The sequence below is a fragment of the Paenibacillus sp. P4_E11 genome (assembly GCF_056401635.1).
The window spans coordinates 57,137-83,790 of the sequence record NZ_JBFUIX010000006.1; the positions used below are offsets into that span (position 1 = coordinate 57,137).

At 49.8% G+C, this 26,654-nt stretch carries 24 protein-coding genes; 8 read left to right on the plus strand and 16 right to left on the minus strand.

Translation table 11 applies throughout. From position 1 onward, the window contains the following. Positions 1-207 precede the first annotated feature (207 nt). The gene (locus AC1DWB_RS04410; protein ID WP_477539817.1) at positions 208-3,441 is read right to left on the minus strand and encodes an Ig-like domain-containing protein; all 3,234 of its coding nucleotides are present in this window, start codon (positions 3,439-3,441) and stop codon (positions 208-210) included. Between the two features lie 605 nt (positions 3,442-4,046). On the opposite strand from AC1DWB_RS04410, the gene AC1DWB_RS04415 reads away from it, so the two are divergent. Then, positions 4,047-5,384, plus strand: a complete 1,338-nt coding sequence (locus tag AC1DWB_RS04415; RefSeq protein ID WP_477539818.1) for an ABC transporter substrate-binding protein — start codon at positions 4,047-4,049, stop codon at positions 5,382-5,384. Between the two features lie 10 nt (positions 5,385-5,394). Here the strand turns inward: AC1DWB_RS04415 and AC1DWB_RS04420 are convergent, their stop codons facing one another. From AC1DWB_RS04420 to AC1DWB_RS04430, 3 genes are all read right to left on the minus strand, one after another. Beyond that, on the minus strand, positions 5,395-6,171 hold the full coding sequence (locus AC1DWB_RS04420; protein WP_477539819.1) for a helix-turn-helix domain-containing protein: 777 nt from the start codon (positions 6,169-6,171) through the stop codon (positions 5,395-5,397). Between the two features lie 215 nt (positions 6,172-6,386). After that, the gene (locus AC1DWB_RS04425; RefSeq protein WP_477539820.1) at positions 6,387-7,739 is read right to left on the minus strand and encodes a protoglobin domain-containing protein; all 1,353 of its coding nucleotides are present in this window, start codon (positions 7,737-7,739) and stop codon (positions 6,387-6,389) included. Between the two features lie 128 nt (positions 7,740-7,867). After that, positions 7,868-8,569 (minus strand): class I SAM-dependent methyltransferase, encoded by a 702-nt coding sequence (locus AC1DWB_RS04430; protein ID WP_477539821.1) that lies wholly within the window; start codon positions 8,567-8,569, stop codon positions 7,868-7,870. 173 nt (positions 8,570-8,742) lie between these two features. Here AC1DWB_RS04430 and AC1DWB_RS04435 point away from each other — a divergent pair, with 173 nt between their 5' ends. The 4 genes from AC1DWB_RS04435 to AC1DWB_RS04450 all read left to right on the plus strand — a co-directional run bounded on the left by AC1DWB_RS04435 (position 8,743) and on the right by AC1DWB_RS04450 (position 13,807). Further along, positions 8,743-9,087, plus strand: a complete 345-nt coding sequence (locus tag AC1DWB_RS04435) for a TM2 domain-containing protein (RefSeq protein ID WP_477539822.1) — start codon at positions 8,743-8,745, stop codon at positions 9,085-9,087. Between the two features lies 1 nt (position 9,088). After that, positions 9,089-9,502, plus strand: a complete 414-nt coding sequence (locus AC1DWB_RS04440; protein ID WP_477539823.1) for an NINE protein — start codon at positions 9,089-9,091, stop codon at positions 9,500-9,502. 104 nt (positions 9,503-9,606) lie between these two features. Continuing rightward, positions 9,607-12,666: a hybrid sensor histidine kinase/response regulator gene (locus AC1DWB_RS04445; protein ID WP_477539824.1), complete on the plus strand. Its 3,060-nt coding sequence runs from the start codon at positions 9,607-9,609 to the stop codon at positions 12,664-12,666. Beyond that, positions 12,647-13,807, plus strand: coding sequence for a response regulator (locus AC1DWB_RS04450; RefSeq protein ID WP_477539825.1), 1,161 nt, complete (start codon positions 12,647-12,649; stop codon positions 13,805-13,807). The genes AC1DWB_RS04445 and AC1DWB_RS04450 overlap by 20 nt, the downstream gene beginning before the upstream one ends. A gap of 508 nt (positions 13,808-14,315) precedes the next feature. Here the strand turns inward: AC1DWB_RS04450 and AC1DWB_RS04455 are convergent. Further along, complete coding sequence (locus AC1DWB_RS04455; protein ID WP_477539826.1) at positions 14,316-14,672, minus strand: hypothetical protein; 357 nt, start codon at positions 14,670-14,672, stop codon at positions 14,316-14,318. Positions 14,673-14,830: 158 nt separating this feature from the next. Here AC1DWB_RS04455 and AC1DWB_RS04460 point away from each other — a divergent pair, with 158 nt between their 5' ends. Further along, positions 14,831-15,265 carry a hypothetical protein gene (locus AC1DWB_RS04460; RefSeq protein ID WP_477539827.1) on the plus strand — a complete coding sequence of 145 codons (435 nt, stop codon included), beginning with the start codon at positions 14,831-14,833 and terminating at the stop codon, positions 15,263-15,265. 163 nt (positions 15,266-15,428) lie between these two features. Here AC1DWB_RS04460 and AC1DWB_RS04465 read toward each other — a convergent pair whose 3' ends face one another. Together AC1DWB_RS04465 and AC1DWB_RS04470 are read right to left on the minus strand one after the other, a co-directional pair. After that, a complete protein-coding gene (locus AC1DWB_RS04465; protein ID WP_477539828.1) occupies positions 15,429-16,067 on the minus strand; it encodes a hypothetical protein in 639 nt (212 codons plus the stop codon). Between the two features lie 120 nt (positions 16,068-16,187). Continuing rightward, positions 16,188-17,684: a DHA2 family efflux MFS transporter permease subunit gene (locus AC1DWB_RS04470; RefSeq protein WP_477539829.1), complete on the minus strand. Its 1,497-nt coding sequence runs from the start codon at positions 17,682-17,684 to the stop codon at positions 16,188-16,190. Between the two features lie 232 nt (positions 17,685-17,916). Here AC1DWB_RS04470 and AC1DWB_RS04475 point away from each other — a divergent pair, with 232 nt between their 5' ends. Further along, a complete protein-coding gene (locus AC1DWB_RS04475) occupies positions 17,917-18,513 on the plus strand; it encodes a TetR/AcrR family transcriptional regulator (protein ID WP_477539830.1) in 597 nt (198 codons plus the stop codon). A gap of 71 nt (positions 18,514-18,584) precedes the next feature. Here AC1DWB_RS04475 and AC1DWB_RS04480 read toward each other — a convergent pair whose 3' ends face one another. From AC1DWB_RS04480 to AC1DWB_RS04510, 7 genes are all read right to left on the minus strand, one after another. Beyond that, complete coding sequence (locus tag AC1DWB_RS04480; protein ID WP_477539831.1) at positions 18,585-19,688, minus strand: AbrB family transcriptional regulator; 1,104 nt, start codon at positions 19,686-19,688, stop codon at positions 18,585-18,587. Then, entirely contained in the window at positions 19,688-21,085 is a 1,398-nt protein-coding gene (locus AC1DWB_RS04485) for an MATE family efflux transporter (protein ID WP_477539832.1), read from the minus strand. Before AC1DWB_RS04485 ends, AC1DWB_RS04480 begins: the two co-directional genes overlap by 1 nt. Beyond that, on the minus strand, positions 21,072-22,166 hold the full coding sequence (locus tag AC1DWB_RS04490) for an aldo/keto reductase (RefSeq protein WP_477539833.1): 1,095 nt from the start codon (positions 22,164-22,166) through the stop codon (positions 21,072-21,074). Before AC1DWB_RS04490 ends, AC1DWB_RS04485 begins: the two co-directional genes overlap by 14 nt. 227 nt (positions 22,167-22,393) lie before the next feature. After that, on the minus strand, positions 22,394-22,837 hold the full coding sequence (locus tag AC1DWB_RS04495; protein ID WP_477539834.1) for a Fur family transcriptional regulator: 444 nt from the start codon (positions 22,835-22,837) through the stop codon (positions 22,394-22,396). Between the two features lie 452 nt (positions 22,838-23,289). After that, positions 23,290-23,481, minus strand: coding sequence for a hypothetical protein (locus AC1DWB_RS04500; protein ID WP_477539835.1), 192 nt, complete (start codon positions 23,479-23,481; stop codon positions 23,290-23,292). A 70-nt stretch (positions 23,482-23,551) separates the two neighbouring features. Beyond that, on the minus strand, positions 23,552-23,767 hold the full coding sequence (locus AC1DWB_RS04505; protein ID WP_477539836.1) for a hypothetical protein: 216 nt from the start codon (positions 23,765-23,767) through the stop codon (positions 23,552-23,554). A gap of 146 nt (positions 23,768-23,913) precedes the next feature. Next, positions 23,914-24,402, minus strand: a complete 489-nt coding sequence (locus AC1DWB_RS04510; RefSeq protein ID WP_477539837.1) for an imine reductase family protein — start codon at positions 24,400-24,402, stop codon at positions 23,914-23,916. A 76-nt stretch (positions 24,403-24,478) separates the two neighbouring features. On the opposite strand from AC1DWB_RS04510, the gene AC1DWB_RS04515 reads away from it, so the two are divergent. After that, complete coding sequence (locus tag AC1DWB_RS04515) at positions 24,479-24,835, plus strand: DUF1304 domain-containing protein (protein WP_477539838.1); 357 nt, start codon at positions 24,479-24,481, stop codon at positions 24,833-24,835. 1 nt (position 24,836) lies between these two features. Here AC1DWB_RS04515 and AC1DWB_RS04520 read toward each other — a convergent pair whose 3' ends face one another. Together AC1DWB_RS04520 and AC1DWB_RS04525 are read right to left on the minus strand one after the other, a co-directional pair. Continuing rightward, positions 24,837-25,943 carry a HAMP domain-containing sensor histidine kinase gene (locus AC1DWB_RS04520; protein WP_477539839.1) on the minus strand — a complete coding sequence of 369 codons (1,107 nt, stop codon included), beginning with the start codon at positions 25,941-25,943 and terminating at the stop codon, positions 24,837-24,839. Further along, the gene (locus AC1DWB_RS04525; RefSeq protein ID WP_477539840.1) at positions 25,940-26,620 is read right to left on the minus strand and encodes a response regulator transcription factor; all 681 of its coding nucleotides are present in this window, start codon (positions 26,618-26,620) and stop codon (positions 25,940-25,942) included. The genes AC1DWB_RS04520 and AC1DWB_RS04525 overlap by 4 nt, the downstream gene beginning before the upstream one ends. Positions 26,621-26,654: the final 34 nt, after the last annotated feature.

Genomic DNA, 26,654 nt, shown 5'->3' on the forward strand with positions numbered 1-26,654 from the left:
GTTGTTCTCCCTCCAGTACCTAACCCAGTGTACAAAGAATRCCCACACCCTGAACACCTTTTTAAAAAAGTGTCCAGTCTATGGGTACCAGTGTATTGTGATGAAGGGGTTGTTTCTCGTTGGTACTTGTTAATCAGTTCATTTTGGATTTCAGTTTGACCGTTTGAATGAATAAACCTTCATAGGGTTCATTGCTCTAGATGGGTATTACAGGCTGCTTTTATTCAGGATATAATTCACATCTTGCAGCAGCATCTGGACAAATGATGAGTCGAGAGCCTTTCCGTCTTGTGCTTTCAGTTGATTTTCAAAAGCCTTCAAGGCATTTTCCAATTTTTCAGCATCGTTTTGCACTTCCACAGCGTGCTGCACTTTGGCAGATAAACTTTGCAAGATCCCATCCTTGCTGATCCAGCCTTTTTCGGCTCCTTCTTTCAGCACCTCCAAAAGGTGGGTTGGGTCTATATCGATGACAAGATGGAATTCCCGTACCGATTCGTTACCTGCGCGGTCAACCGCTGTGACCCGAATGATGTGATCGCCTACTGCAAGTTCCAGTGGCGAAATTGTAAAATCAGTTTCGCGTGGGAGCCCATCCAAGGTGACGCTTACAGTTGATACACCGGTAATGATATCATCCGCGTAGACGGTCATTGTTACCGTATCGCTGTGCCACGCTCGAGTTGGACCGCTAAGCGTGATTTGCGGCGATATCATATCCACCGTTACGGCGGCCGTAGCCGTAAAACCGCCTTCCTCAGTAACAGCGGTGACCGTTGTACGCCCGTCGCTGACTGCCGTAACCGTGCCGTCCATGCTGATGGAGGCGACGTCCGGGTTGGCAGATATCCAGCGAACCTCCCGGTTCGGTGCAGTGTCCGGAAGCACCCGTGCCGTCAGCTTCATCTCCTGTTCGCTGCCAGTTAGCAGGAGCTCAGTGCGATCCAGCTCGATGCCAGTTACCGGAGGGGGGACGGAATCATCGACCCAACGGAACAGTTGATAGCCCATATTGAAGTAGATATTTCCATAGGAGTCTGCAGTAGCGTTCCTGAAATCATTAACGCCATTGTACAGTATGGTTACATTTTTCGTAGTTGTATCTATTTTGAAAAGATGGGTTTTAATCGTACCGAATATCGCATTGCTTCCGGCTCTTCCTAAAACTAAGGATCCATCTTTTTCAACAGCAGCTGTCGGTCCATAGCTAACGTTTGAAAATTTTTGTTCATGATATTCGATCGTGTTCGTAGCCGGATTGAAGATGAACAAATATCCTTCCGACAATCCCCAGATTTTTTTATCAGACCCCACGATGAGCGCCGTAATAGCTTGTGAAGAGACCGGCATCGTATAGGTCGTATAAGCACCGGTTGCTATATTTAGTTTGACTAACTTCGCTTCCGTCTCTTTTGGAGTCGTATTCTTGCCTCCTGCTATTGACGAGCCTGCATACACATACCCATTATGGTAAGCGACAGAAATAATGCTTTGATTAGGAACGATATCTCGAAAAACCTGAGCGGTGTCAGTCAAAGTGTCATAAATAGAGAGGGCACCCTTTGACTGTCCAGAGGCAGGTACTGTGCCTATGAATACCTTGTTATCGCCTTGAGCCATTCCGTAGGGGCGTTCTTGCAAATGTGTCGTACCCAAGTCTAGAAGCTTGGTCGGTTTCCACGGCTGGGTAAAATCGTTCTTATAAATTCCGGCATTAGGGTAGCCCCCCATGTATAGATAGTTGCCTTGTGAGACCATGCCTTCTATTTGGGGAACGCCGTACAGCATCTTGTTTTGATCACTGCGCATGGTTGTATATTCGGCCAGATTACCTGAAAGAAACCCGCCGGCATAAATATTCTGATTAGGCCCCGTCCCCATTGAGTTAATGTCCGTAGGCACGCCTGGAAGACCGGATATTAGCATGCTGCTGAAATATTTCGTCGTTGGATTGTATTTAGACAGCATGATAGTGCCTGAAGCGTGGCTGACGAAGACAAGCGATTCTCCCGGATAATTGACTTGATCGTCCAAGGTGGCGAATCCCCACGCATAGCCATTTGAAGAGCTAGGTACTGGATTATTGTCCGTTCCAAGCACAGCTTCAATCGTCTTCGTATTCACATCGTAAGACTTTAAGCCTTGGTACGAATAGTAAACCTTGCCGTTATGGATCGGGGATACGCCATATGATGCGATCGGGAGCTCCGCGTCCACAACGGTCGTTACGGTACCGTCCGGATTATCTGTCACGTCTAACACAATTTCTTTATATTGCGGGACGACCCGGGCAAACACTTTACCACCCTCGTAGTTCAGCTTATCGACGGCTGTGTTCGCATCTGCGATTGTAGAAGGGAGCAGATTGTCGTTGCGCTGTCCCCCAACGTTTTCAAGTCTTGTAATTTGAGCTTTTACACCGCCGGTCCCTGCGTAGAGTACGTTGTTTGGAGCGTCGAATGCAACGGAGTATGTATATTCGGATCCTGAAAAGAACGGCTTAGGTACAAATGTGTAGAAGCCCGTACCGGGTTCATATTTGAACACGCCGGACTTCGGAAAAGTTCCGCCATATACTTTACCCGCTTGATTGCTTGCGGCAAGCCCGAGAATATAAGTGGCGTCCGATATCGCCCTGCCCAGATTGATGGGCGCTGCTGTACCAGGCGTGTATTGATACAAATATCCTTTCGGATAGGTACCCATATAAACTTTGTTATCAATAGTCGTAGTGGCAGAATGCGCATAAGTCCCCCCCGGCATATCCATGAGCTTCTGAACGGTCCCCGTGTTGACGTTCACTTCCGCCATCTTGGATGTAATACCACTAGATCCGTTTACCCCTAAGTAAAAAGCAGGCTTCCCATTGCCATCCAACGCTAGAGTCGCACTTCGTATTGCCGTATTAAAGACGACAGGTCCCACATTTGTAATACGCTCCGAGACCAAGATATCATCCCAGTAAACCGTGCCCATATTCCCAGCGTTACTATAGAGCAAGACAGCTACATAAGCTGTTTCAGCCGGTGCAACCCCTCCGGTTTGCAAGTAGGACCACTTATTAATAGGAGAACTCTTGCTAACAAATGTAGAAGTGAGTAGTGTTTTAGAGCTGTTGTAAAAGCGAAGATACAAGTCAGCACTTCCGCTGGCAATATATGCCCACGAATAAGAAAAATAGCTTTTACCTGCAGTAGCAGGCAAATAAGCGCTTTGAATTCCGAACGAACCCGAAGTAGTGTCATCAATCTTGATGCTTTTATTGCCTGTATGACTCTGTTCTGTAGAGACAGTGATTCCGCCTGTACCGAAATTTTGTGTCCAATTCGCCTTATCGGACTCGAAACTGTAGTTCGGTATGAGCATATCTGCGGCTTGAGCTGGAGGAAGGGGTACAAAGGTAACAAGTAAAAAAATAATGCAGAGTATTTTCTTGAGCATTGGACTAATCCTCCTCTTGATTAATAGGCATGCACAGCATGGACCCAAAAAAAGTGATCTCTTCTCCTTTCTAATGAAAACGTTTTCAAGATAAGATAAATTATACCAATACAAAACTGAGGATGTGAGTCAATATCAATAATATACAGGTCAATTCGTTACAGACCGCTTCTGATATCACGATGGTGGTTGAGGTAACTCGTTAAATAATCATTTTTCTCATTGAAGTGTTGGAACGTTAAACACTTAGAGCGGATTTTCCGCTTTAGCGCAAGGCCGGGCAGCGGTAAGCGAGCTCTAGAGCGGTTTTTCTGCTCGAGCACCGCCACGCAGCGGTTCAAAGGCTGTAAAGAGCTCTTTAAATGACTTCCCGTTGCCAGGATAAGAATATCCGACAACGTGAGGGCCTCGTCCTTATGCCAATCGGGGACCATGTCATCGAAATACACCGATACGAGCTCAAGCATGTCTGCACCGGATTGGTTGTAGAATTGTTAAGATAAAAAGGGATTGTTAATGTTCATTTGAAAACCCTTACAATATAATAATACCGAAAGGCCAGAACATATTTGGATAGAGGGGAAAGGTGTTCGGGAGTGAAGAAAATGAGAAATAAGACCGCTATAGTTGTAACGCTGCTGTTTATGATCGTTTGGTCGGTCGGCTGTAGCGGCAAAAAAGAGATAGCCGATTCGGGAGGAGAGAAGGCGGCGAGTAAAGCGTTCAACTATGAGCAGACGGCGACATTATCGTTTTTCAATAATATCGGCGTTCCGGATTCATACTTCAAAGACTATATCGAGCCTCACGTTAAGAAGAAGTTTCCGAATGTTACGCTGAAATACTTTAGCGATTCCGTAAAAGACAACACGATGGACAACTTCGTAGCGACCAATTCGGTGCCCGATATTATATTGACCACGGACGCCAGACTGATCTATTATAACGAACTTGGCGTCATGCAAAGTTTGGATCCGATTGCCAAAACGAATGGCATCGATCTGTCTGCATTTCGCGACGATATAATCCAGACGCTCCGCGGCTATTCAGATAAGGGCGAGCTTTATGCGCTTCCTTGGACATTCGGAACGTACGCGCTGTTTTACAATAAAGACTTGTTTGACCGATTCGGCGTCGCCTATCCGAAAGACGGAATGACCTGGGATTCGCCTGAATTGAAAACAATTGTCGAAAAATTAAGCCGGACGGACAGCGGGGTCCAATATCGCGGTCTTGAAATCAACATGGGCGGATTGATCGGCCAGAACCAGCTATCGCTGCCGTTTATAAATGCCGGATCGGATAAAGCGGCAGTCAATACGGACGAGTGGAAGAAGATGGTTGATAAGTTTAAAGGGTTTTACGATATTTCCGGAAATCGTAAACCGGATACAGCAACGTTTGATGGACAGAAAGCTTTTATTGAAGAGCGATCAGTGGCGATGTGGGTCGGAAACGCTGTTTATCCCCGCTTGATCGATCTGGAGAAGAAAGGGGAGGGCTTTAACTGGGACATTGTCTCCGTCCCGACATTTGAGCAGGCTCCGAACACGACCATTCAATATGGCGGGGCCGTATACGGCATTTCCTCAAAGGGAGGAAACAATGACTTGGCTATGCACATTATTTCCATATTAACGTCTGCGGAAGTTCAGATCGAGGGCGGCAAGCTGTTGAGATACCCGACGCTGAAAGCGGTGAACGTCAAGGAAGCGTTCGGCAAAGGCGAAAGCTTCTTGGATAAAAAGAATATGAAATCGCTGCACTTGACGAAAATCGCACCGCCCCAGAAACCGACCAAATACGATTCAATCGCCAAATCGGTAATGAATGGGAAAGTACATGAAGTGTTGAAAGGATTGAAAGATACGAACACGGCGCTCCGAGAAGCCGAGGAAGAAATCAACAAAAGGATAGCGGAACAAAAAGCGGCCGGCAAATAAAGCCGGAATTCTACAGCTTCTTCCTTTTTCGTAGCAAAGCGGACGGTGGCTGACCGCATATTTTTTTGAACACCCGATTGAAATAAGTCGGATCGCAAAAACCGAGGTAGTCGGATATTTCGGCGATATTCATGTTCGTATGCGTAAGCAAGTCTTGCGCAGTCGAGATGCGAAGCTGGTGCACGTATTCGATCGGAGATTGCCCGGTTACCTCTTTAAATATCGAACTCACGTAATTGGGCGTCCGATCGACATGCTGCGCCAACTGGTCAATTTTAATATCTTCTTTAAAGTGGTTTAGTATATATTTCTCCAGTTCCTTGGCGAGAACCCATTTGTGCGGCGGGATGCTTTGCTGCTGGACATCGTCAAGCAAAGCTCCGAGCAGCTCCATCAGGATGCCTTCGCAAGTCATATCGCGAAACGGCGTTTGCGTACGCCATGTGCGGAAAAGCAGCGCAAAGCGCTGCCGGAAATATTCGAACCGTTGCGGTTTAATCGGCTTATTCGCGATAAGATCGATTTCTTGGGCTATCGCATTGTCGAGCATAAAGTGAGCGGCATATTTTTGGTGTTGCGGAAATGATCCGTTAGTGCCGGTACGCACCGTCCCCTTGCGAATGAACAGCACTTCGCCTTTAGAAATCGTCACGATCGTGGAATCAAGTGTATAAATGAACTGGCCTTGCGCAGCCAATATAACAATGTAGGTTTTGGTTTCGCGGCGCGTTATGTGCCAATTCGGTACTAGATCGTCAAAGTAAACATCGTTCAGCAGGAGCGCCATCGTATTCCTCCCCGATTTTGCAATTATTCCAATCATAATTTGTACGGTGGCGAAATACAACTTGAACTTTGTAGAATCGTTAAGATTTCTGCCGTTCGATTAAAGCTAAAACCTACCTGGCAGGAATACACTGGTACCCATAGACTGGACACTTTAAAAAAGGTGTTCAGGCTCTGGGTATTCTTTGTATACTTAAGACGTGGACCAAATCCACCTTAATAGGCTTGTGTAGCATGGTTGAGCTCGACAGCCGAACCGGCCACTTTCGTCGCCGCCTCACCTACTTCCGCAATCGCTTCCGCCAAAGCTTTCATTTCCACTTCGACCTTCCCGATCTCGCTTAACCCGCTCTCCAGCGATTCGACAATGTGATTGAATACTTGCTTCGTCTGCATCGATTCGGCTTGTCCATCCAGTACTTGCCGCTGAACTTCCGATATGGAATCGACTACCTGCTGGGTGAACTGATTCGTCTGCTGAATCAACGCGCCTATCTGACGCACCGCTTCACTCGTATCGTCCGATAACTTCTTCACTTCGTTCGCGACGACTGAGAAGCCCGCTCCCTGCTCCCCCGCCCTTGCAGCCTCTATGGATGCATTCAGTGACAGCAGCTTCGTTTGACTCGAGATCTCGCCTACGATCGCAGCAATGCCCACGATTTGCTTCGATACATCCTTGAGTTGCAGCACCGATTGCTCCATCTGTCGGGAGCTCATCTGGATCGATTCCATTCTCGACTCCAGTTCGACCAGACTCGCAGCCCCGGTGACCGCGAACATCCGTGACTCTCTTGCCTTCTCCGTACTATGTGCAACCGACACGTTCACATGATGGCTGCTGAGCACCAACTCTTGCGTAGATGCATTCGTATGTTCGGTGAGCGTGGCCAGCTCTTGACTCACAATGCTAATCTTGCTCTTCAGTTCTTTCTTCACAAGTTCGTATTGCCGCTCTTGTTGCTCAGTGTTCTTCTTCTCGTACGCTTCAAGCACTAACTGCTGCTCGAAATTCAACAATTTCGTAACAGCTTTGCCGATAACCAGGCTTTCGGCGCTGTTGTGAACATGCTGGTGAATGATATCCAGGAAAGCGTTTTGTAAGTTTTGAAAAGCCCCCATGTACCATTTCGGTTCCAGGCCGATCCGCTGATGCACCTCGGCGATCTTCAACCTTTTCTGCACAAACTCCGGATTGATTTCCCCGTTGAACATCTCAATGACATGCAACCGCAGTGTATTCCGAAGACGTTCTACTGTACTGTTGTCCATTATAATCGTTCTGAGCTTGTCCACATCCACAACTGTCTGATAGAACGAGGCCACAATCTCATCGATGTGCTCCATCACTAGCGGTTGAATCGATCGAATAATCCGCAAGTCTTCTACGGTCAGATCGATCATCTTCAGCTGACCTCTCAGATTGGCATCGTCCAGCCCGACCAGACTCCCTCCAACGTCGCTCGCATCCAGCTTCCAATGCTGCTCTTGGTGGTGTTCTTCTTGAACTGTTGAGGTGTTGGAACGATTGAATAGAGAGGTGACCGCTCGGAAAGGTTTCTTGGGCAAGGTGAACACTCCTTATTGCATGATAGGTTTATGTAGAAAGCAGATAACAATACATTCGAATACTACAATATTCATGCTTATCTGACAATGAAGAAATCCCGGCCCTGGTAAGAAGGCCGGGATTGTGCTTACCGCATCCCTTGCAGTCGGACGAGCACCGAGCGCTTCTCCCCGATCACCTCGCGATACAGCTCCTCGGTATAGAACACTCGCTCCAAATCGTTCAGGAATGGATAATGATCGAAGTCGTCTACCAACACCAGCGCCCCTCGCTTCATCGCTCGGCACAACAGAGGATACGCAAGCGAGCGGCCATTGCCGTGCGGGCCATCTACGATCAGCACATCTACCGATTCCGCAGGCAAGCGAAGTTGATCGACCTCTCCGTAAAATGTATTGTGAATCGTGTACCAGTCATGCTGCGCCTTCGGAACGACCGATCCGAGCGAAGCCCATAGCTGCTCTGCGCCTAGCGGATCATGGAATAACAGCGCCCATTCCTCGTCTGTAATCTGCTTCAACGACTGCGGTACGACCCGGATCCGCTCTTCGTCCTTCACACGCTGCACCAATTTCTCCGCCCACTCCTCATGATGTTCCAGTGTCGTTACCTCAGCCTGGAGAACGTCCAGCTGCAGAAGTGCCCACCAGAAAATCGTCGACTGCCCGCCCCCCAGCTCCAGCAGACGAATTGGTCCTGACTGTGTATCCAGCCTGCGGCATAGCTGCATAAGCGACGTCCTACTGAGCGTCATTCCGTTGAACCCCCACCCTGCCTGCTCCGACAGCCTTAACCCCTTCTCAATATCTAACTCCCGTATCGAATTCACCCTCCTGCGCCATGTTGTGATTTATTCAAGACTATCTTCACTTTATGGCGGGTTCTAGACAATTATGACCACAAGAAAGCTTAACAAACTTTAACTAAACTGTAGATTCAGTCCCACAAATCTGATATGATTAAATTGTCTTATTTTGTCATTTTTTAGGAGGGCTTGTCACATTGAGTTATAACATTATGAGAAAAAGTCAGTTGGACACCAGAGAACTGCTGTTGCTGGATTCCGAAGTGAAAATTCAAAGCAAGAACATGGTAGTCGCTTACATCCTATGGTATTTCCTCGGAGTGGTAGGTGGTCATCGGTTCTATATGGGGAAGACAGGGACGGCAATCGTACAACTCATTCTCTCTATCACGGTTATTGGCTTGATCGTTACTTCCATCTGGTGGATTGTTGATGCATTCCTGGTGCATACGTGGGTCAAGGAACACAATGAATCGATAGAGAGCCGGATGATTGATCAGATTCTAGCCGCGAAGATCTCCGGAAACCAGGGTCGCTTCTAATATGCCGATCACGAAGAACGATCTAACCGTTAATGAACTTATGGTATTGAACTCGTCGTTGCGCAGTGCTGAGAAATCCCTTGCACTTGGCTATTTGATGCTAATCGGAGGTCATCTGGGCATCCATCGGTTTTACTTGAAGCGTCCAGGTACCGCGACCGTGCAATTAGTACTGTTCTTGATTGCTGTCGTGAGCTATTTCATGACTTACTTGATGCTAGGGGTAGCCCTTAACACTCCATTCATCATCTCCCTCGTCTTCCTGTGTCTGTCTGCCGCAGCATTGTTCATCTGGATTCTCGTCGATCTGTTCCTGCTGCCTCGGATGATCCGCGAATGGAACACCCGTGTCGAACAAGAGATTCTGGAGGAAATTATTCGGTACCGCCTGGACGATGCTGAACATTCCCGGTAAGCTCTTCGCATCATTCCAGTGCTTTGCAAGCTAGAACCTCTGCCCGAAGCGTCAGCGGTTCTATTTATATATACCGGATCGAATATGGCTGAAGAGGTAGCGAATTGAACAACAAACCGCTTGTCTGGAACCTGATCCTCATCTTTGCCCTGCTCGCAATCGTGAATATCATCGGGTCCTGGAATGAACACGATCATCCTAGAGCCCAACAAGGCGTTCTCGACCTCCGGGGCTGGAGCGAATATGGGCATGATGTCATTGGCTTAAACGGTGAATGGGCTTATTATCCGGGGGTCTTGTTGACGGGAGCGAACGATGCCGAGCAGGTGCCGAATACTAGGCTCTATTATGTCCCTGGCGAATTGCAGCACAGCCTCTCAACCTTCTTCCGGGGAACTGCCATCGGGTACGGAACTTACCGGCTTCAAGTCAAGCTCGACCGGGAGGCAGGCCTGCAAGCCTTTCACGTCCAGCTTATTCGTAACGCTCATCGATTGTATGTGAATGGCGAGCTCATAGGATCAAGCGGTGAGACCGCAGAGACCGCCGACCACTATCGGGGCGAAGTCAAGCCTTATGTGGCTTACAAGGATATTCAAAGCGATACGTTCGAGGTATTCGTCCAGGTTGCCAACTTCGATCACTCAACGAGCGGCGGCATGATTCAGGCTATCCAGCTGGGACCTCCGGATCTGGTGAATCAGGAACGACAGCTGACCGTTGCTATGGAGTTCGGTGTCATCGTCTTGTTCGGATTTTTCGCCTTGTTCTTCGGGGTTATTCACTTCCAGGACAAGTCCAATGGATGGATCTATTTGTCCGTATTCTTTTGCTGTACCATTGGGGTCATGATGCTGCAAGGCTCCCGGTTGATACTGAAGATTTGGCCGGGGCTCCCCTTGCAAGTGTTCATAACGAGCCATTGGATCTGCACGATCGGAATCATTGTAGGCATGTTCATGTTTGTATGCAGCCGATACGAGACTCGCTTTTATGCTCAAGTGAAGAACAGCTTGCTGATCAGCTCGGGTGTTATAGCGCTCTGTGTTCTGCTGCTTCCTCTTCCCATAAGCACCCGGTTACTGCCCGTTTGGGTTGTTGTTGTCTGCTGCGAATACTGCTATGTCCTCTTCGTCCTTATCCGTGGGCTGCAGCGCAGAGATCGGCAATCCGTCTATGAGTTCTGGGCGTTCTGTCTGTTCCTCGCTCTCGCTATTCTGAATTTAATGCGTTTGTTTGGACTCAGCGAGTCTGATACATGGTATTTCAGCCAGGTCATTGGGTTCAGTGTATCGATATCGATGCTGATCTTCCTGCAGTTCTTCCAGGTGTACCAGAACACCAAGACGCTATCGCTCGAATTGAAGCGGATGGATCAGTTCAACAATGAATATATGTCCGGGATTTCCGAGCAGATCCGAACTCCGTTGCATTCTATGATCAGCATTGCCAATGCTCGTCTGCATGCAGACGATGGCATGACTCCCGAGCAAACGCACGATTGGCGCCTCATTACCGCGGTAGGGTGGACGACAGGGAATATGGCCGCTGATCTGCACGACTTCTCCCGGATACGTGAACAGCAGATTAGGCTGCAACTGCGGCCTGTGCATGTATACGCCGTCCTGGATGAAGTCATCGAACGATTGGCCTATATGTCGTTGAACGGTGAAGTACGCCTAGTGAACGGCATAGATCCGACAACCCCTTCTATCCTGGCAGACGAACAACGACTGAATCAAATATTTACTAGTCTGCTGCGTTATGCTCTGCAAGTCACCAGAAGCGGAACGATTGTCGTCGAGGCCGCTCCTACCGAACAATCCGTTGAAGTACGCATTCATATGCAGGGCAGCGGTATGACGAAGGATGCCCGAGCTCGCTTGGCGCGTTCCTTGAACAATGATCCCTTCACACACCCTGTAATCCTTGCCAGTGGGGGGTTCGGCTTATATCTCGTGCATGCACTGGTGACCCTGCATAAGGGCCATGTGAATGTACGATCCGATTCATCTGGAGGAGTAACCGTTCTTCTAGCCTTTCCGGTCGCCCTCGATATACAAGTCGGGCCTATTCATCCAGTCTCGAAGCCGAGCGACCCTTACGAAGGGGATACGCGTTCCCTAGCCTTGACGCAGGAAAAAGGGCCCTATGTAGCGGACATTCTGCTTGTGGATGACGATGACCTCAATGTGAAGGTCATCTTGACCTTGCTTACCCTGGATCATTACCGTGTAACCGTTGTTCGCGATGGCCGGGAAGCGTTGCGGATGGCGCAGCAGATGCAGCATGTAGATCTAGTCATTGTCGATCGGACGTTGCCGGAGTTGTCCGGCCTGGACGTATGCCGACGTATCCGGGAGAAGTTCAGCCTGTACGAGCTTCCTATTCTGCTCCTGACCTCGGCCGGGTATCCGGACCATGCCATTGCTGCAAGCGAGGCGGGAGCGAATGATTTCCTGACGAAGCCAGTCGAAGCATCCGAGCTTCGGGTGCGCGTTCGTACCCTGCTGCAGATGAAGCGCTCCGTGACTGAACGCATTCGCATGGAGCTTGCTTTCTTGCAGGCGCAGATTAAGCCGCATTTCTTATTCAACACCCTGAACTCGATTGCAGCGCTTAGCAAGCGGCAGCCGGAGCAAATGACCGAGTTGCTCGTCGAATTCGGCCACTATTTGCAGGAGAGCTTTCGCTTCGATAATTCCGAGCCGCTCATTGCGTTCGAACGGGAATTGCGGCTCGTGAAGTCATTTCTGCACATTGAGAAGGTACGTTTCGAGGATTGGCTTACGTTCGATCTGGACATCTCGGTCGAGCAGTTCCAACTACCGCCGCTGACGATCCAGCCGCTGGTGGAGAATGCCGTGCGCCACGGTATTATGGCGAGAGCAGACGGTGGGCATGTCCAGCTTCGGGTGTGGCAAGAGGAGCGGCATATCTGGATTGCCGTCAAGGACAACGGCGTCGGGATGTCTGCGGAAACGCTGGCCCGTGTCCGATCTATCCAGTCATCGGGCGGGATCGGTATTCCGAATATCGAAGGGCGGTTGAACCAGCTGTTCGGACACGGGCTGACTATACGCAGCGAGCCCGGACAAGGAACTGAGATCCAATTCAAGCTGCCGATCGAGAAGGTGGGTTTCCATGAACGTTATACTGGTTGACGATGAACCTCTCGCTTTACAGCACCTTGCCGAAGAATTAAGCCGATTGGACTGGATCCGCATTGTCGGGCAATACCGGAATCCGGTACTTGCGCTGGAACATATGGACCGGGACTGTCCGCAGGCCGTATTCCTGGATATCGAAATGCCGGGGATGAACGGGATTGAACTCGCCGAGCGGATCGTACAGAAGTTCCCACAGACGATGATCGTATTCGCAACCGCGTACGTTGAGTACGCCGTCAAGGCATTCGAGCTTAGCGCCCATGACTACATCCTCAAGCCGATTCAAGTGGATCGTCTGCTCAAGACCACAACCCGATTGCTCAAGCGACTTCAACTTCAGACGGTCCCGGTGCAGGCCGGCGCCCCTTCCGTGCAAATCCGCATGTTCCGCTCCTTGCAGCTCGAACGGCTCGGTCAAGAGCCCCACGCCCCCCGCTGGAGAACCTTGAAGGGGTTGGAGCTATTCTCGTTATTGCTGCAGCATCGAGGCAATTCCGTCCGGAAGGAAACGCTCATTGAGCAGCTCTGGGCGGACATAGAGTGGAAGCGAGGGATCACCCTCCTGTACACGGCCATTTATCAAATTCGAAAAATGCTGCAGGAGGAACAGTTTGACATTCAAATCGTTAACTCCGAAGAGGGATACAGGCTAGACCTGAACGGCATTACGCTCGATGTGGAGAAATGGGAGCGACAACTGCTCGAAGCTCCTCCGATAACAGAGGCAACCGTTGAGCTTCACCAAGGAATCTCCCAAGTGTATGTCGGAGACTACCTGGGCGAATACCCCTATCTATGGGCCGAGCCCGAGAAGACGCGGTTGAGGTCCTTAATGCTCGTTCACGCCAAGCAGCTTGCCAGCTACTACGTGGACAACCGGCAAGAGGAGAAGGCGGCTTCGCATTATTCGCGAATCCAGTCCCTTCTCCCCCATGAAGAGCATCTATACTTCGAGCTTATGCGACTCTACGATAGAGTACAAGATCGATTCATGGTCGAGAAGCAGTATGAGCTTCTGGTCACCATGTTACAGCAAGAATTCGACGTTGAGCCGCAGCCGGTTGTTCAAGCCTGGTTCAAGGAATGGAAGAACAAAACCCGTCCGGAAGATCACAGATCACCGGACGGTCCTTAGTTGGATGAGTTCAGTTAGCGTGCGGGYGGGCAAGCAGATGGGTTCCKACGGCTGTTGAATTGGATTCCTTGGATTGTAGAGAGGCCAGGTTGGAATTCAATTCAAAGGTGGGCGCCGATGCTTCTCCACTCCATCTGCCTGCCCTCTCTTGTTCTTCTTTCGATTTAAGAGTTTCGTTTTCCAAATGGCATCTACTCATTCCGGAATACTGCAAAAGTGCAGGATTTTCTCCCCCCCTGTCCAAATTTAATAAATCCTGCAAATGTACAGGATTTTATCGACAAAATCTCGATTTCGCCCGAACCGCAGCTAAAATGCTGCACTATCGCAACAATATTGTACTTTCGGATGCAAACGGATCAAAAATCATGTATTTTTGCAGGATTCTTCAAACGAGATGCACAACAACAATCGCATTCTACATAGTAGTAATTACGACTGAACCCCATTGAGTTAACTCATTCGAGCTTTACTGCATCCTTCAAGGCAAGCAATTAAGGGGCAGCCTTCAGTCTTCCCCTCCACCCCAAAAACTTATAAATTCTAATATGCGAACAAATTGAAATGAGTCTGCTTGCTCCTTCCCCAGCTTCACTCCTTTGTGTGCCAGCACCTCGTTGTTAAATGCTTCGTGTTGACCAAGCATCAGCTTGGTCAACAGAGAATTCACAAGACCATCTGCCCCCGGACCTGTGATCCACTGTTGGATCAGGTTGATCAGGCTCTGCAGCGTAACCTTGACCGTGTACTCGGCAGATGCGCTGCTCACCTGACCCGCAGTGTCTTCCGCTTGGGCTATCACATTATGCTTACCCGGCAATTTCGGCTGATGATTATAGCCACTACGCCCATCAGGAAAAAACATTTAGCATAGACCCGTTTATCCAAATACCATGGGGTGGTGGTATACAAAGGTCAAGGCTGTCAAAGCCTTAAAAGCTCGCTCGTTCAAAATCATGCAACGGAATGGCTCTTGTCCCGTATAACTAATTGAGCGACCATCGGGCCACCAAGGAGGTTCCTATGAAACCGAAACAAATGATTATGATTGGCACTATGGCTGTCGCCATTACAGTCGGCGGCTCAATATGGAATAAAGAAGCCAGTGCCGAGACGTCTCTCCCCACGACTGAACCGACTTGCAGAGCCTGGGAATCGAGTGAAGCGGCTCACGCCGTGCAATCGACTGGCCCTGACGAGTTTCTTCATGTGCTTGGGGCGTCCTCGAACGAACATATTGTCGAAGCTTTATATAATGGCCAATCACTAGCTGACATAGCGACTGACAATCAACAGGACGTCCAGAAGATCATCCGTCTGCAGATAGCCGAAGTTACGGAACAGCTGGATCAGCGCCTCGCAGCGGGCAGTATATCCCGCGATGTGTACGAAGCTCATAAGCTGGAACTGCCTAGTATGATCTCGAAGAGCGTATACGGGGAATTAACGAATAAGTAGAGAGGCTGTCGACTGCAAAAACGGCCGTTACAAGTGAAAAAGGACCCCTCCTAAGCTCAGACATCTTGTTTGAACCTCCCTTTGATTGTATAAGGGATTCCATGGTATGGAGGTTCAAGCCAAAACTCGCCGGGGTCCTCTTTTTCACTTTCCACTCCTGTGTTCAAGATGAATTGACAGCCTCAAGTAGAGAAGCAAAGACAACCTGATCGGGTCTCCTGATCAGGTTGTTGCTTTTTACGCCATATAGCGGTGAATTATCGCTTGGAGGCGGCTCGATATAATCTACGCCCAAGTAGAACCCCAGTGATAGCAACAAGTGCAGCCATTGCCAACCACAACCACCCGCTCCATTGGCTGAAGCCAACGCCGCTACTGATGCGTTCTGTCGGTCCATAGGCAGGACCCAGTCGTTCGCTAGCTCCCCTTCCCGATATTCGAACAAATACTTATCCGGAGTCGTTTGGTACGCATAGATCAAGTATCGCGTCCCCTGCTCGAAGGTCGACAGCGTATCGTATACCAGACTGATTCGCTCCTCCTGAATGCCTTTCCACTTGGACACCACCTGCAGCTCCATGATACGTTTGGCTCTACCTGTGGAGGTTCGTTCTTCACGCAGCGCGATTACTTCGCCGGTGAATACAGCCTCATGTGTCTTCAGCGCTTCCTTAGGTTCCGGAATCGACATACAGCTGAGTGCAGAGCTAGGAGCCGGGAACAGGGTGAACATCCCGCACAGAAGACTGCATACAAGCACAACCTCAACCATAACCTTTAGTCCAACCCATCGAGTTATCATCCGCATCCCCCTCTCCCCCAAGCTAAATGGCACGAACTCCCTCTACTTTATGAGCTCGATCTTTTCGCGTCAACTGCGGGAGAGAAGTCGCACGTACAGGCCAAGGATCGAAATCTACTCCTATGTTTGACTAACTGTTTTGGGGACCAGAACTTTTCCGATTTCTTCTTCCTCGGCTTGCCCCGTACGTTTAATGAAGAAAGAAAGCAGCAGACCGACAATTCCGATTCCAATAATGACCAGATACGCATCATTAATACCTTGAATAGATGCCTCTACGATCAACTGCTCCTTTGATAAATTCCCCGAGCCACCTGCGGCGAGCATATCCTGAAGATGAGATTTGGTACTGGTCGTCATAACCGTGACAAGCAGAGATGTGCCTATCGCACCGGCGACCTGCTTGATTGTGTTGGAGATGGCTGTCCCATGCGCATTCAGTCTTGCTGGCAGTTGATTCAGTCCCGCCGTTGTAATTGGCATCAGAAACATCGCCATCCCGAAGCGTCGTCCTGTGGACATCAGAACTAAATACGTATAACTGGTGGAATCGGTCAGATTAACGAAGCCGATTGTGGTCACGATCGTAATTGCCATACCGATAATGGACAGCCACTTCGCTCCGAACCGATCGAACAACCTTCCTGTCACCGGCATCATGATTCCCATCAGAAGCGCGCCAGGGAGCATCAACATTCCGGACTCCATAGCTGTATATCCTCGTTCATTCTGCAAATACAGCGGAAGCAGCATCATATCTGCATACATGACCATGGTAACCGCAATGTTAATTACGGTTGTCAGAGAAAACGTGCCATATTTGAACACTCTGAGATCGAGAAGCGGGCTCTTGGAGACCAACTGTTTCCATGTAAACAAAATCAAAGAGACAACTCCTGCAACAATAGACAGAATCACTTCCGTGCTTGACCAACCTTTGCTTCCAGCACTGCTGAAGCCGTACAGAACGGCACCGAATCCGATGGTTGAGAGAATAACACCCACAATGTCAATTTTAGGATAGGATCGTTCAGCCACATTTTTCAGATAAATAAAGGCGACCGCAATAACGATTACGGCAATCGGAATCATACCATAAAACATCGTACGCCAGGAATAATGGTCCATGATATAACCGGCGAGTGTAGGCCCGATAGCAGGGGCAAAAATAATGGCGAACCCGACCATTCCCATAGCGGCTCCTCGCTTGTTAGGAGGGAATACGGTCAGAATGACATTCATTAGCAGCGGCATGATAATACCAGCACCAGCTGCTTGAATCAGGCGGCCAGCCAACAAAGATTCGAAGTTAGGCGCTACGGCCGAGACAATGGTTCCTACGAGGAAAATAACCATGGAAGTCTGAAAAAGCTCACGGGTCGTAAACCGCTGCATTAGGAATGCGGTGATCGGAATAAGTACCCCGTTAACAAGCATATAGCCGGTTGTCAGCCATTGAGCCGTAGACGCTGCAATATCAAAGTCGATCATCAGCTCAGGCAGCGCCACGCTCATAATCGTCTGATTCAAAACGGCGATGAAGGCCCCCAGAATCATGACAAACAACAGAGGGCCTTTCTTAATGGAACTGCTGTCAAAGGTTGAACTTTTACTCATCGTACTCAGATCCCCTCAAATTTATCACAAAGCTAATAAACATTTTGTTGTATAATAAACTTTATGTAAAAAAGATTATAACCATCGCTTTTATATCGCACAAGCAACAGCTTTTAGGGATTTGTTTATTAGTTTACAGATGAAGAGGATCTGTCGTCTATTCACAACATCATTTACAAAGCAGGATGAAATTGTAGTACAGAGCATTAATGGGGGGAGGGAATGAGGGCCAATGTCAACAACATCATCACGTACGGATCCACGTGTACTGCGCACCCGCCAATTGATTCGAGATGCATTTATCGATTTACTTCAGGAGATTGAACTTGAGAAAATAACTGTGAATCGTATTGCGGAACGAGCCACCATCAATCGTGTCACCTTCTATCTTCATTACCGCGATATTCCGGATATGCTGGATAGGATGGCGGATGACATGATTAATGAATTTCATGTTATCTTGGAGGAAGTTCCGAATCAGTCCCGTGTTGACATTGATTGGTCCATACTGGTCAGAATGCTTGAGCATATCGCGGAACATTCGAAATTTTACAAGGTGCTGCTCGCTTCCAAACGTATACCAGTATTTACCGATCGCCTTACGAAGCTGATAGCTGATGTCATCACCAGCATAGCCGAGAAGCGAGACGCTTCCCTATCTGAGTCGGCTGTGAGCCTTCCGAAAGATATTGCAATCTGGTACGGCTCCTCGGCCTTCATCGGTACAATTGTGTGCTGGCTTCGCAACGATATGCCCTACACGCCGCATTTTCTCGCCAAGCAGCTTTCTCTACTATTCCGTTTACATCAAAATACGACCCGATCATAGATCCGACCGGAATGAATTTACCAAAAATAGAGGCGGATGCTTGTGCATGCGCCTCTCATAGAGCAGCGGACTTATTTCTTAACCGGGAAGAAATGCAGGAGAAGACGGAGCATCGGCGGTACCGCGAAGAAGATAAATAATAGCCGGAATAGCTGGTACCCCGCTACGGTGGAGAGATCTGCATTGATGACATGCGCGATAATGCCCATCTGGTCCATGCCTCCCGGCGCCATGCTAAGCAAGCTGGTGGACATCGTCATAGGATAGATTTGAATCAACAACAGGCTGAGACCCCATGCGCCGAGAATGAGCAGGAAGCCGCTGCCCACCGCGAGTGTAATCGTACGGAGCTTGCGGGGTAGTTGATCCGGCTTGAGCAACAACCCGACGAAGGTGCCAATCATCAATTGCGCCGCGCTAAGGAGCGAAGCGGGAAGCTCCGGTCCGTGCATGCCGCACAGCTGCAAGACCGCTGCCCCGATCGCTGGACCGAGCAGATAGGGGGTCGGGAGCTTAACTCGGCTCCCGACAAGCGCACACCCGGTGCAAACGACCGCGAATGCGATCCCGTTCGGGAACAACCCCGGCAGCCCGATCGCCACTTTATGCAAATCCCCAGGAAGTGCAGCTGTCCCCTCGCTGCTAAGCCCAAGCAAAGGGCTGTAGATCAGCAACGGGACGAGGATGACGATCATCATTACCCGAATGACCTGAATAACCGTCACGACCGTTATATTGATGCCCTTGGTTTCCTCGGCCAGTGCAATCATCTGAGTCAGCCCTCCCGGGATGCTCCCCATCAGGACCGTCATGTACCCATTGCCTGAGAGCTTGGCGACGACATAGGCGATGCCTGCACACATTAGCAAAAGCAGCATCGTCATCATCAGCATCACCGGCAGTTGCTTTCCCATTTCCCTTAAGGCCGCGGCAGTCATCGAGATGCCGATCGTATACCCGACGATAATTAATCCTGTGTTCCGGACTGGATTTGGCCAGCTATAGCTTCCTTTCCACAGGTTAGAGCCAATTAGAATTGCCAGCATCGGCCCCAGCAGCCATGGCACCGGAATGTGTAACCATGCGAATATGAATCCGCCGATCATCGCGGTCAGCAAGGTGATCAAGAAACGGAATACAGGCAAGCGGTTCAATCGACGCCATTCCATACTCATCAAGCTCTAGCCGTCTGCGCTAGCATCTTCGCCTGTCTCCACTTGCCATACTTGTAATACCACACATTGAACAAGACGGCAATCATGAAGCTGATCGGGAAGCTCCACCAGATGCTATCGAATCCGTAATAGTGACCGAGTATATAGGCCATCGGAATACGAACAATAAGCAACGCTAAGAATGTAACCGCAAGCGGGAATAGAACCGCTCCCGAAGACCGGACGACCCCTGCCACGACATTGAAGATCCCGAACAGGATGAACGACCATAAGGTCACATTATTAATATGAATGCCGATCTCTATCGCTCGGCCCCCCTCTGGAAGGAACAGCCCAAGCGCCTGCCGATTGAACAGATGTATCACAGCGACCACGGCCCCGGTCAACACCACATTGAACATAACGCCCATCCACGTAATGCGGTTGACCCGGTTCCAATTGCCCGCTCCAATGTTCTGAGCCGCCATCGAGGTTACCGCCCCGCCAATTGCCATGGCCGGCATTTGCACATAGCTGGAGATTTGATTCGCCACGCCGAACGCCGCCGATGATTCCGATCCATACGAGTTGACCAGATGAATGAGGAATATGTTGCTGAGCGATACTACGATCATATTCAGCCCCATCGGGAGCCCCTTCTGGATCAACGCCCGAATAATCGTCCAGTTGAGCGTCAGCATATGAACGTCGGTTCGGGTGATGCGCAGGAAATATTTTTTCCGATACAAATACAGAATCAACATGACGAAACTGATGAGCTGTGCGATGAACGTCGCTACTGCAGATCCCGCGATTCCCATCTTCGGCAGCCCAATCATCCCTTCAATCAGCAACGGATTCAGGACGACATCAAGCGCAGCGGACAAAAGCAGGAAGTAGAATGGCGTCTTGGCGTCGCCCGAACCCCGCAACACCGCCATAACCAAGTTGAAGCCGAACATGAACGGCACGCCGATGAATAATATTCTCGTATACGTGATCGCGAATTCTAATGAATCCGCAGGCGTGTTCATCCATCTGAGAATATGCGAAGAGAACAGAACGCCGATCAAGGCCACAAGGAGGGAGAGTACAAGGAAAAACACCGTACTCGTGCCGACTACTTTCTTAGCCTCGTCTACGCGCTTCGCGCCCAGATTCTGACCGATGAGAATGACCGCCGCCATGGCGATCCCGAATATGGCGCTGATCAGCAGGAACATGAGGATATTCGCATTTGATGTCGCTGCCAACGCCTGCTCGCCCAAGTATTTGCCGATCCAGATCGTGTTGATCGAACCATTCAAGGACTGCAGCACGTTGCCGAACAAGATAGGCAGCGAGAATAGAAATAATGTTTTGCCGATCGGCCCTTCCGTTAAAGAAGGCTTCCCGGTCTTAGAGTTAGATGAATTCATACGTGATCTCCTGTTTATCTGATTGGCTTGTACGTAGAGCGTACCCGATCCTGCTCATTTGCTCTTCCGTCAGCACAAGCTTGCCTGCTGCTGCATTCGCTTCCAGTTGGGCAATATTAGACGAAGAAGGAATGACCGGACCCATGCCCGGAAGCGTCAGCATATAAGCAAGCGCCAATTGGCTGACCGGCAGTTCCCACTCAACCGCCAGTTCCGCCAGTCTATGCAGCTTGTCCGCAACCGAAGCATCCAGTGGGGTATGGAGCGCGCCTTCATCGAACAATCGGTCACCTGGCCCTGCTCCCTCCCGCTTCAGATAACGGTCCGACAACAGCCCTCTGGCAAGCGGGCTCCAGGCAATGTAGGAGATGTGCCGCTCTGCCGCATAAGCCAGTACTCCTTGCTGCGCAGAGGACTCCCCGTGGAGAAGATCATATTGGTTCTGCACAGCTGCGATTCGAGTGCGAGTGGATGCCCCGACTTGCTGGAACGCCCTGTAGCTCTCCAACTGCTGCACAGAGAAATTCGATACGGCGAAATAACGGACAAGCCGTTGCCGGACCAAATCTTCAATCGCCTCCAGGCTTTCCTCGATCGGGGTAAGCGGATCATATTGATGAAAGTATAACAAGTCCACATACTCCAGCTGCATACGCTGGAGACTGGCATAGACCGAGTCCAGGATGTTGCTGCGAGACAAGCCGCTATGATTCGGCGTCGATCCATCCATGCCACCGAATAGCTTGGTGGCGACAATAATGTTGCGTCTTTGGTCAGGGTTACGCTTCATCCACGTTCCAATCACACGCTCTGAATTACCCGACCCGTTATTATACCGATTCGCGGTGTCCCAGAACGTGACGCCCAACTCAACCGCCCGATCGAATAGTTGTTCAGCTGTCTTACCGTCAATTCGTGCCCCATCCCCGGTCTCAGGGTACCCCATCTTCCACGTTCCTAAACCCACATTGGATACGCGAAGTCCTGAAGCGCCTAGTGCCCGGTACGGCATGCCGTTAAACCCATCCGTAACTCGAAATGGCGTATTGTACATGTTCGGATTCGGTGTAAGATAGTCCATCTTGATCCCTCCCTATGACAATCTCTTTAAATCATACGAGTTATAGGCCGATCGAGCAAGTGAACAAGTCCCGGCTATGCCCAAGGATAAACGCCTAACGGCGTCCTTTGACGCCGTGCGTTTACCGAGACGATGAACAATCAGCGAAGTTAATCATTCTGAATCGTGGACAAGAACAAGAGGGATACCACATCGGTATCCCTCCTGTCTCGGCCTCATCGATACGATCAGCCAGCCGTTAGAGAGCAATGCCCGCTCAAGCATGCCGGACATACGCCATGCATCTCAGCCTGATTGATCACAAACCCGGTGGCCTTCCTAATGTGCTCTTTCAGTGCCGCTTGTTCCGATAACTGTACATCGACCAGTACGCCGCAGCTCGTACAGATGACGTGATAATGTTCATTAGTAGCCGCCTCATAGCGCCGACAAGAATCTCCTACGGTAAATTCGTTGATCAGCCCCAGCTTCTTGAACACCCTCAGATTGTTATATACTGTAGCCACGCTCAAATGACGATACTTCACAACGAGGGATGTGTATATCTCTTCCACAGTCGGATGGCTGTTTGTGCCATAGACGTATTCCAGTACTGCTAGTCGTTGGGGGGTCAACCGAATGTTTTGATGGTCAAGCTTGTCGAGAGCTGTGTTCAAATCAGTTCGGTCCATTTCGGAGCACCTCCTTCTCGTTGGGGATGAATACTTAACCTTTTCTATGCTGCATATATTCGATGTGTTCTGGTGTGAAATAAATTAAAATTATTATTATATAGTATTAATTTTAATATAATTTGTCAGGAGCGTCAATGTATTTTTACTCCTCGTGCTCCTTCAGTACAATCGTAACTGGCACCGCTCGTGAGGTTCCCCCTCAGCTTCCGCGTTGTCTGCCGACTTGTATACACGCATGGATAAACGCCTAACAGCGTCCTTTGACGCCATGCGTTTGCCGAGACGATAAACAATCAGCGAAGCTATACTTTCTGGCGTAAAGAAAGAACCCCACAAAGTGATGTGGGGCCTTCGATTAGAATATAGAGCAGCTTACACTGCTTGTACTTCATTCTATAAACATCTATTGCTGCGACAAACTACAAGCACTCTCTCACCCGGACGAAGACTCAGGATCCTTTGGTTGTTGCCTTGGCTGCGGTTACCTTGGCTGCGATTGCCTTGACTCCGGTTGCCTTGGCTGCGATTACCTTGACTTCGGTTGCCTTGACTGCGGTTGCCTTGGCTGCGATTGCATTGGCTGCGGTTGCCTTGGTTTTGATTCCCAAGCATGTTCCAACAACGACTAAACATACGTTCAACCTCCTCTCACACTAGTAATCTATCTTATGCGCGTGAGAGTACAATGCTTGGACTTCTGACATGCTAGATTCAAAATAACCGGATGCCCCGATCTTCCAAGAATCGCAAGGCCTGCACCAACGTTTCGGAAGTGATCCCGAACGTGGTTCGTATCATCTCCATCCATTCATTTCGATCCGTATATTCGTGCGCTTCCGTCCCATGGGAAGTTTTGACCAACAGCTTGCGGTTCACCACGGAATAGGCTGCCTCCTCATGGAACCGTGTGACAACAATACGACGCATGAACGGGTTCTCCTCCTTGTCTCTCAAGCTCCGTCTCGCCGTACGTACCTCCAAATCAGAACCGGTAGCGTTAGAATCAACGTTGATGGTGGTTGTTGCACCTTCCAGGTAAGAAGATATTGTACATTAAGATGCCTATCTGTGTTCTATCGCATTACTTTAATAAGGGCACCGAGTTCCTCATGTCCGTAGCCAGCATCCAAAGCCTTCTTGAAAAGCCCTTGGGCAAATACCGGAAATGCATTGTTAATGCCAGCTTCACGAGCTTGTTCCATGAGGAGCTCCACTGTCGTCATACACATATTTACAGAACTCTGTGGATTATCGTATGTTTCTGTTTGAATCACTTCACTCTCATACTTGATGACATCACCGACAACCTGCGAGACATGAGCGATCATGGACCCGAAAGCATCCACGCGAAGGCCATCCGATTCAAGGATACGTGCCGCATGAAAAAAGCCGAGGTACGAACCAAATAAGTATGAAAGAAACGCTAATTCTGTCGAAGATGCTGCGCTAACCTGCTTACCAAGATAAGGCACATTTCCGGCCAGGCATTTAAGAAACGGCTCACTCTGTTGAAAAGCGGTTATGGAGCCTGATGTGAAGATTGTAGCGTCCGGTTTGCCCAAGCTGCATTTCCTGTGCTTTTTTTCCAAACTATTCGGTATACTGTGGAGGTACATATTCTAATGATGAGGTGAAGCCATGCTCGCTGCTATATTCGTCGCACTTGTCGCCGTAGAACACCTGTATATTCTAGTTCTGGAAATGTTCCTGTGGACGACGCCCCGTGGACTGAAGACGTTCGGCCAGACCAAGGAGTTAGCTGAGGCTACCAAGCCGCTCGCCGCGAACCAAGGGCTGTACAACGGCTTCCTGGCGGCTGGTCTGATCTGGGGCCTGTTGCATCCGGATGCTGGTGTAGGTAAGCAAATTGAACTGTTCTTCTTGATCTGCGTCCTTATAGCGGCCCTATTCGGCGGGACTACGGCCAAGCGGTCTATCCTGTGGGTTCAAGGCTTGCCCGCGCTGATCGCACTATTGCTTGTCCTGTTCGTGTAGATCATGTTGCTGCATCGTCAGTCGAATTAACAGACGATGTATATCCAAGCGGCAACGTCACGGTGACTTGTGTCCCTTTATTCAGCTTGCTCGCGACTTGGATCGAACCATGGTGCATCTCGACAACTTTATGAATAATGGACAGCCCTAACCCGCTGCCTCCCGTCGTTCGGGTGCGCGACTTGTCTGCCTTATAGAAACGTTCGAATATATGCTGTAGATCGTCTTCCGATATTCCGATCCCCGTGTCGATGACCTGTACGACGACCTGAGCATCGTGCTGCTCCAAGCGTACCGTAATAGAGCCACCCTCTGTCGTAAATTTGATCGCATTGTGAAGGAGGTTCACCCACACCTGACTCAGCAAGTCCTGATCCGCTTCGATGATGGCGGGGGCCACATCCACGAGGATCTCTAGCTCCTTCTCCAGCCATTGCGGCTCGCAGGCTACAATTACAGATTGCAGTTGCTTGTCGAGGCGAAACGATTGTGGACGGAAGGGATGTTTGTCTGAATCTAGAGAAGCCAGCCGCAGCATGTTCTCGCTCAGATTGGATAGGCGGATGCTCTCTTGTTCGATAATGTCCAGATAATGTGCACGCTGCTCCCGGTCTAGTTCGTCGTTCTTCAGAATTCTCGCGAATCCGCCTATCGAAGTAAGCGGGGACTGGATCTCATGAGACACGTTGGATATGAATTCCTGCCGCATGTTCTCCAGCTTCTCCAAGTCAGCCGCCATGTCGTTGATGCTCTTGGCTAGTTCGAGGAAGGGTTCGTCGTTCATTAAATTAGGGATCGTGATTTGAATGCGATAATCCCCCTGGGATATACGCTTCAGCGCATCGAGCATCGACTGGAAGAACGCCACTTGTTTTTTTCGCATGAAGGGCGAAACGACGCTTATGCCCCCTCCGAACAACAGGAACCCTAGCACCGAATTCATGATTTGTTGAACCCATGCATTCGGATGCCAATCCAGCTGGCTGAATCCCCATCTCGTGAGATAGAAAGCTATCGACCAGCACCCCATCAGCAGCAAGACGACCAGAATAAGAAAGACTAGTATTTTCAGTCCAGCGGACAGTTGCTTACGGTTGTCTCGCTTCATTCCTTCACCTCAACCTCAAGACGGTAACCTAATCCTCTTACGGTGCGGATGCGGAAAGCATGCTGATCTTCCGGGAACCGTTCCCGCAGCCGCCTGATATGCACATCAATGGTGCGTTCGTCGCCTTCGTAGTCGTATCCCCACACTTGTTCGATAATCTGATCACGCAGCAGCGTCTTGCCCGGATAGCTGGCTAGCAGGAACAACAGCTCGAATTCCTTCAGCGGCAGCACAAGCGTCTGACGCCCTACCTTACATTCGTACGTCTTGCGGTCGAGCATCACATCGCCGAATTGAATTTGTTGCGAAGCCATGATCCGGTACCGCTTGAGCAAAGCTTTCACACGGACGATAAGCTCTGGAGCCACGAATGGCTTCACCAAATAATCATCGGTGCCTACCTCGAAGCCTTTGACCTTCTGCGCCGTCTCGCCCTTAGCCGTTAGCATGAGTAGAGGCAGATCGTACTGCTCACGAAGCTCGCGGCACAGCTCCCAGCCGTCCATGCCAGGCATCATAATATCCAAGATGACCAGATCCGCCCTTACCGTTGCCATCGTGCTCAGTGCCTCCAGGCCGTTCGCCGCCTCTGTCACTTGGAAGCCTTCCCGCAGCAGCACGTGACGGATCAATTCCCGGATGTTCGGGTCGTCGTCGACGATCAAGATTCGGGCCATAACGATCCCCGCTTTCCGATTCTTTCTATTGACT